General features: G+C 70.5%; 1 protein-coding gene. It reads right to left on the bottom strand.

Annotated features, from left to right (window positions below; genetic code table 11):
- Window positions 1-6665 (bottom strand): non-ribosomal peptide synthetase (locus AAW13_RS02245; protein WP_143144970.1); only part of this gene is annotated, 6665 nt, incomplete at both ends.

The raw sequence follows: 6665 nt of genomic DNA, 5'->3' as shown, positions 1-6665 counted from the left end.
CCGTCTGCGCGAGATCTCCTTCGCGGAGCACCACCTGCGCCCCGCTGTCCGCCACCATGAACTCCAGCCGCTCCAACGGATACTCGGGATCCAGCGGCAGATACGCACCACCCGCCAGCCACACCCCCAGCACGGCCACGACCATGTCGACACCACGCGGCAGGCACAGCCCGACGACCGACTCGGCCCCGACACCGCGATCGCGCAGCAGATGCGCCAGCCGACCGGCCCGCTGGAGCAGCCCGGCGTAGGTCAGTACCCGCCCACCGGACACCACGGCCACCGCGTCCGGAGTCTCGGTCGAACGGGCGACGATCAGCTCATGCACCCCACCCACCGACGGCAGCACGGCCGAGGCCCCGTTCCACTCCCGCACCACCCGCGCACGCTCATCAGCGGACAGCACGGGCAGCTCACCCACCCGCCGCTGCCCCGCGTCCTCCGCCACCGCTTCCAGGACGGTGACCAGATGCCCGCCCAACCGCCGCACCGTGTCGGCATCGAACCGCGCCCGGTCGTACGTGAGGCGCAGCGCGAGTTCGCGGGCGTGGCTCGCGGCGACGCTGAGGCCGTAACTGCCCTGCTCACGCACGTGGTTGAAGCCGGTGTGCAGACCACTCCGGGCGGAGTCCTCCTGTCCTTCCTCAAGCTCTCGGACGGGGTAGTTCTCGAAGACGAAGAGCGTGTCGAAGAGAGGCTGTCCGGGCGGGAGTTCGCTGCTCTCGCTGATCGCCACCAGCGGTGTGTGCTCGTACTGACGTGCCCGGACCTGCTCGTCCTGCACTGCCGTCAGCCAGTCGACGACGGTCCGTTCCCGGTCGACGTGGACGCGGACCGGCGTGGTGTTGATGAGGAGTCCGACCATGTCGTCCATACCGTCGATCTGGCCGCCCCGCCCGGAGGACGTGACGCCGAAGACCACGTCGTCCGAGCCCGCGTACAGGGACAGCACCAGGGCCCACGCACCCTGCACCACCGTGTTGACCGTGAGCCGGTGGCGACGGGCGAACTCCGCCAGACCGGCCCCCGCCACCGAGTCCGGGAGCGCGAGATGGATCTCCTCCTGACCGGGCTCGCCCCCGACGCTCCGCACGCCCAGTGCGGTGGCCTCGGTGAAGCCCGCCAGACGCTCGCGCCAGTACGCCCGGGCCTCGTCCAGGTTCTGGCCGGCCGCCCAGGCGGCGAACTCCCGGAACGGCGCCCGTGTCGCCAGCCGTGGCTCGGCGCCTTCCCGGAAGGCGTGGTATGCCTCCAGCACCTCGCTGAGGACGATGGGCACGCTCCACCCGTCCAGCAGCAGGTGATGGAGGCTCCACACCAGCTGGTGACGGTCGTCGGCGAACCGGACAAGGGTCAGCCGGACCAGCGTCGGCGCGGAGAAGTCGGCCCCGCGCGCCCAGTCCTCTGCCAGGAATTCGTCGAGTGTCCGGCGCCGTTCGTCCTCCGGCAGGTGCGAGAGGTCCAGAATCCGCAGGGGCAGGGGCACGGACCGGGAGACCACCGCCAACGGGTCGGGGAGTCCGTCCCACACGACCGTGGTGCGCAGCACCTCGTGCCGCGAGAACACCAGCTCCCACGCCTGCCTGAACGCGTCGAGGTCCAGATCTCCCTCGAAGAGAAGCCCGTTCTGGACCCAGTAGATGCCGGCCTCGTCGGCCAGCCGGGTATGGAAGAGCATGCCCTGTTGCAGAGCGGTCAGCGGGTAGATGTCCTCCACTGTGGTAGGCAGCTGTCGCTCGATGCGGTCGAGGGCGGCCTGGTCGAGGAGGGCGAGGGGGAAGTCCGACGGGGTGTGCCCGCCGACGTCCGGACGGCAGCAGTACGCGATCAGCTCGGTCAGGACCTCGATGTAGCGCTCGGCCAACCCCCGTACCGTCGCCTCCTCGTGCACCTCATCCCCGTACGTCCACACCATCTGCAAACCGCCGTCAGTGATCAGGCAGTTGACGTCGATGAGGTACGAGCGCTCGTGGTGAGGTGCCTCCAGCTCTCCGAGTACGCCGGGCAACTGACTGAACGCACGGCTCGACTCGCCGTGGTCCGGGAGGTGATCGGGGCCGGCTGTTGCCCGTCCGCCGGATTGGCCGAGGTAGTTGAAGCTGACCTCAGCACCGGGGCGGCCTGGCTCGGGTGTCCAGTCCGTCAGGTGGCGCAGGAGGCCGTAACCGAGACCCTTGCGGGGCACCGCCCGCAGGTACTCCTTCGTCCGCCGCAGCAGATCACCCAGGTCACCGTCCGCCGGGCCCGACAGGGCCACCGGATACACGCTCGTGAACCAGCCCACGGTCCGTGACACGTCGACATCGGCACCCACGTCCTCACGGCCGTGACCCTCGACATCGACCACCACCGACGGGGCATCGCACCACTCGGTGAGCACTACGCCGAGTGCGCTCAGCAGCACGTCGTTGATCTGCGTGCGGAACGCCTGCGGCACCTCCCGCAGCAACCGCTCCGTGTCCTCCGCACCGAGGACCACGTCCACCCGGCCCGCGAGCCCCGTCGTGTTCACGCCGCTCAGCTCGCGCGGCAGGGCGGTGGCGGCTGTTTCTGTCCGCCGCCAGTACGCGGCCTCCTCAGCCAGCTCCGGGGCACCGGCCAGCTCCCTCAGGCGCTCCGCCCACCGCATGAAGGACGTCGTCTTGACCGGCAGGACGACCGAGTCGCCCCCGGCCGCCTGCTCGTACGCCGACGCCAGGTCCTCCAGCAGAACCGGCCAGGACACCGCGTCCACGACCAGGTGATGGACGGCGACAAGCAACAGCCGGCCCTGCTCACCACGCTCGAAGAGCGCCGCACGCAGCAGCGGTCCCGCACCCAGGTCGAGGCTCGCCTGCACCCCAGTGGCCTGCGCCTCCAAGGTCTTTGTGCTCGCACCGACCGCATCGACCGACGTGAGCAGGTCGGCGGGCTCGGCGGCCACCACGCGGCCGATCCACCGGCCCTCCTCGCGCAGGAACCGGGAGCGCAGCGCGTCGTGCTGCTCGACCAGGGCGTGCAGGGCGATCCGCAGCACCTCCGGATCGACCTCGTCGGAGACGTCGAGGACCACCGCCTGGTTGAAATGGGACGGGTCGGCCTGCCCGCCGTCCAGGAAGGCCCGCTGTACGGGTGTCAGCGGGAAGTCCCCCACGACCAGGCCCTGTTCGGCATCGACGGTGCTTTCCCTCGTCGCCACCGACGCCAGTCCCGCCACCGTCTGGTGGTCGAAGAGCTGCGCCACGGTGACGTGCACCCCCAGTTCACGGGCCCGCGCCACGACCCGGATGCTGATGATGGAATCGCCGCCTACATCGAAGAAGTTGTCCTCGACACCCACCCGCTCCAACCCGAGCACCTGCGCCCACACCCCGGCCAGCACCCGCTCGACCTCGGTACGCGGCGCCACATACACACCCGCCGACGCCACACGTTCACCATCGGGAGCAGGAAGCGCGGCCCGGTCGAGCTTGCCGTTCGGAGTCAGAGGCAGAGCAGCGAGTTCGGTGAACACGGACGGGATCATGAAGGCGGGCAGGTGAGCGCCCGCGTACGTGCGGAGTTCCGTGACCGACGGGACGCCTGCCGTCACGTCCTCGGGGACCAGGTAGGCCACCAGTCGGCGGTCGTCCTCGGCGCCGAAGGGGAGCACGACGGCGGTACGAACCTGGGGATGCGCGGTGAGGACGGCCTCGATCTCACCGGGCTCGATACGGAAGCCGCGGACCTTGACCTGCTGATCGGCACGGCCCACGAAGTCCAACTGCCCGTCGGGCAGCCAGCGGGCACGGTCGCCCGAGCGGTACATGCGCGAGCCGTCAGAGGCGAACGGGTCAGGGAGGAAACGTTCGGCAGTCAGAGCGGGGCGGCCGGCATAGCCACGGGCCACCTGCGGACCCGCGATGAACACCTCACCCGCCACACCGACGGGCACGGGGCGCAAGGATGCATCAAGTACACGGACCCGTGCATTGGCGACCGGCGCGCCGATGGGCGGCACACCCGCAGAGCCGTCCACCACGCCCGCGGTGATCATGACCGTCGCCTCGGTCGGCCCATAAGTGTTCACCAGCCGCCGGCCCGGCGCCCACGCCCGCGCCACCTGCTCGGTCAGCCGCTCCGCACCGAGCAGGAGGGTTTCGATACCGGACACCTGCTCCGGGTCCAGCACACCGAGCAGGGACGGCACGACGCTCGCCGCGCTGACACCCTCCGCCCCGATCATGGCGGTCAGCGCCTCCGGCTCGCCCCGCTCCTCCGCCTGCGCCACCACCAGCGTGCCCCCACGCGCCAGGGTCACCGCCAGATCCAGCACCGCCGCGTCGAAACTGAACGACGCGAACTGCAACACCCGCGCCCCGGGGTCGACGCCGAGCTCGGGACCGAGCGCCGTCACCATGCCGACGACGCTGCCGTGCGAGACCTGCACACCCTTCGGACGACCCGTCGAACCCGACGTATAGATCACATACGCCAACTGGCCTCGTGCTACGACGATGTCCGGCGCCGTCGACGGCAGGGCAGCCGTCTGCGCGAGATCTCCTTCGCGGAGCACCACCTGCGCCCCGCTGTCCGCCACCATGAACTCCAGCCGCTCCAACGGATACTCGGGATCCAACGGCAGATACGCACCACCCGCCAGCCACACCCCCAGCACGGCCACGACCATGTCGACACCACGCGGCAGACACAGACCCACCACAGACTCGGCCCCAACGCCCCGGCCCCGCAGCTCATGCGCCAGCCGATTCGCCCGCGCCAGCAGCCCGCCGTAGCTCAGGACCCGACCACCGGACACCACAGCCACCGCATCCGGAGTATCGGCAGCCCACCCCGCGATCAGCTCATGCACCCCACCCACCGACGGAAGCGGAACCGGCACCCCGTTCCACTCCCGCACCACCCGCTCACGCTCGTCGGCCGAGAGCACGGGCAACTCACCCACCCGCCGCTGCCCCGCGTCCTCCGCCACCGCCCCCAGCAGCCGCACCAGATGACCCGACAACCGCTCCACGGTCCCCGCGTCGAACAGCGCCGTGCTGTACTCGATCGTTCCCGTCAGGGCCTCGCCGGCGTCGCTCAGTGTCACGGCCAGGTCGAACTTCACGGGCAGCGCCGCCGGTGTGGTGGTGGCCTCGTCGGCCGACGGAGTGTCGGCCGTACTGTCCGTGTCCTCGGCGGCGTAGCTGAACAGCACTTGGAACAGCGGTGTCCGTGACCGGTCCCGTTCCGTGACGAGTTCGTCGACCAGGTGCTCGAAGGGGAGGTCCTGGTGCGCGTACGCGCCGAGGGCTGTCTCCCTTACCCGGGCGAGGAGTTCCGTGAAGGTGGGGTCGCCTGACAGGTCGGTCCGCATGACGAGCGTGTTGACGAAGAACCCGATCAGGTTCTCGGTCTCGGCCCGGTTCCGGTTGGCCACCGGTGTGCCGACCACGATGTCCTCGGACCCCGTGTACCGACCCAGCAGGATGTCGAACGCGGCGAGCAGCGTCATGAACATCGAGGAGCCGCTGTCCCGCGACAACGCCCGCAGTGCTTGTGCGGTCCGCGGCGGAACCGTGAACCGTCGGACGGCGCCGACGGAGGAGCGAACGGCCGGGCGGGGGCGGTCCGTGGGCAGGTCCAGAACCGGCGCGTCAGCCAGTTGCTCGCGCCAGTAGGACAGTTGCCGGTCGAGGACGTCTCCGTCCAGCCACTGCCGTTGCCAGACCGCGAAGTCGGCGTACTGCACCGGTAGGGGCGGCAGCGGGTCCGGTCCGCCGTCGCGGAACGCCTCGTACAGCGCCGAGAGTTCGCGCCGCAGAATCTGGCCCGACCACTCGTCGGAGACGACGTGGTGCATGGCCAGCGCCAGCACGTGCTCGTCGGTCCCGAGCCGGATGAGGGTGGCGCGGATCAGGGGGTCGCCTGCCAGGTCGAACGGGGTGGCGGCGTCGGCGACCATGAGTTGCTGCGCGGCGAGGTGGGGTTCGGTGTTCCCGGAGACGTCGACCACGGAGAGCGGGAAGGGCGCCGACGGGTCGATCACCTGGTGCGGGACGCCGCCGGAGTCCGCGACCAGCCTGGTGCGCAGGACCTCGTGCCGTGTGACGAGTGCGCTGAGCGCCGAGCCCAGCGCCTCCACGTCGAGGGAGCCGGGCCACGGCACCGGGGCGGGGACGTTGTACTCCGCGGATCCGGGTTCCATCTGGTCGAGGAACCACAGCCGCTGTTGCGCGAAGGAGAGCGGCAGTCGCTCGCCCCGGCCGACGGCCCCGATCGGTGGTGCAGGGGTCTGTGTCGCCGCCGTCCCGACCAGGGCGGCGAGGGCCTGCACCGTCGGGTGGTCGAACAGGGCGGCGAGGGGTATCTCGGCTCCGAGGACCTCACGGACCCGGGAGACCACCTGGGTGGCCAGCAGTGAGTGGCCGCCGAGTTCGAAGAAGTCGTCGGTGGCGCCGACGCGGTCCACGCCGAGCACCTGGGTCCAGATCCCGGCCAGCAGTTCCTCCGCCGGGTTCGATGGCGGGACGTGGCCCGTGAGGTGCCGGCGGGCGGTGTCGGGGGCCGGAAGGGCGGCTCGGTCGATCTTTCCGTTGGTGGTGAGCGGCAGTTCCGCGAGCTCCGTGAAGGACGCGGGGATCATGTGGTCGGGCAGCTGCCGGCCTGCGAAGACGCGGAGTTCGGTGGGGGTGGGGATGCCGTCC

Source organism: Streptomyces humi (genome assembly GCF_001005085.2).
Taxonomy (GTDB): domain Bacteria; phylum Actinomycetota; class Actinomycetes; order Streptomycetales; family Streptomycetaceae; genus Streptomyces; species Streptomyces humi.
The sequence above is the reverse complement of the archived record's forward strand: the minus strand, read 5'-3'. Positions and strand labels throughout refer to the sequence as shown.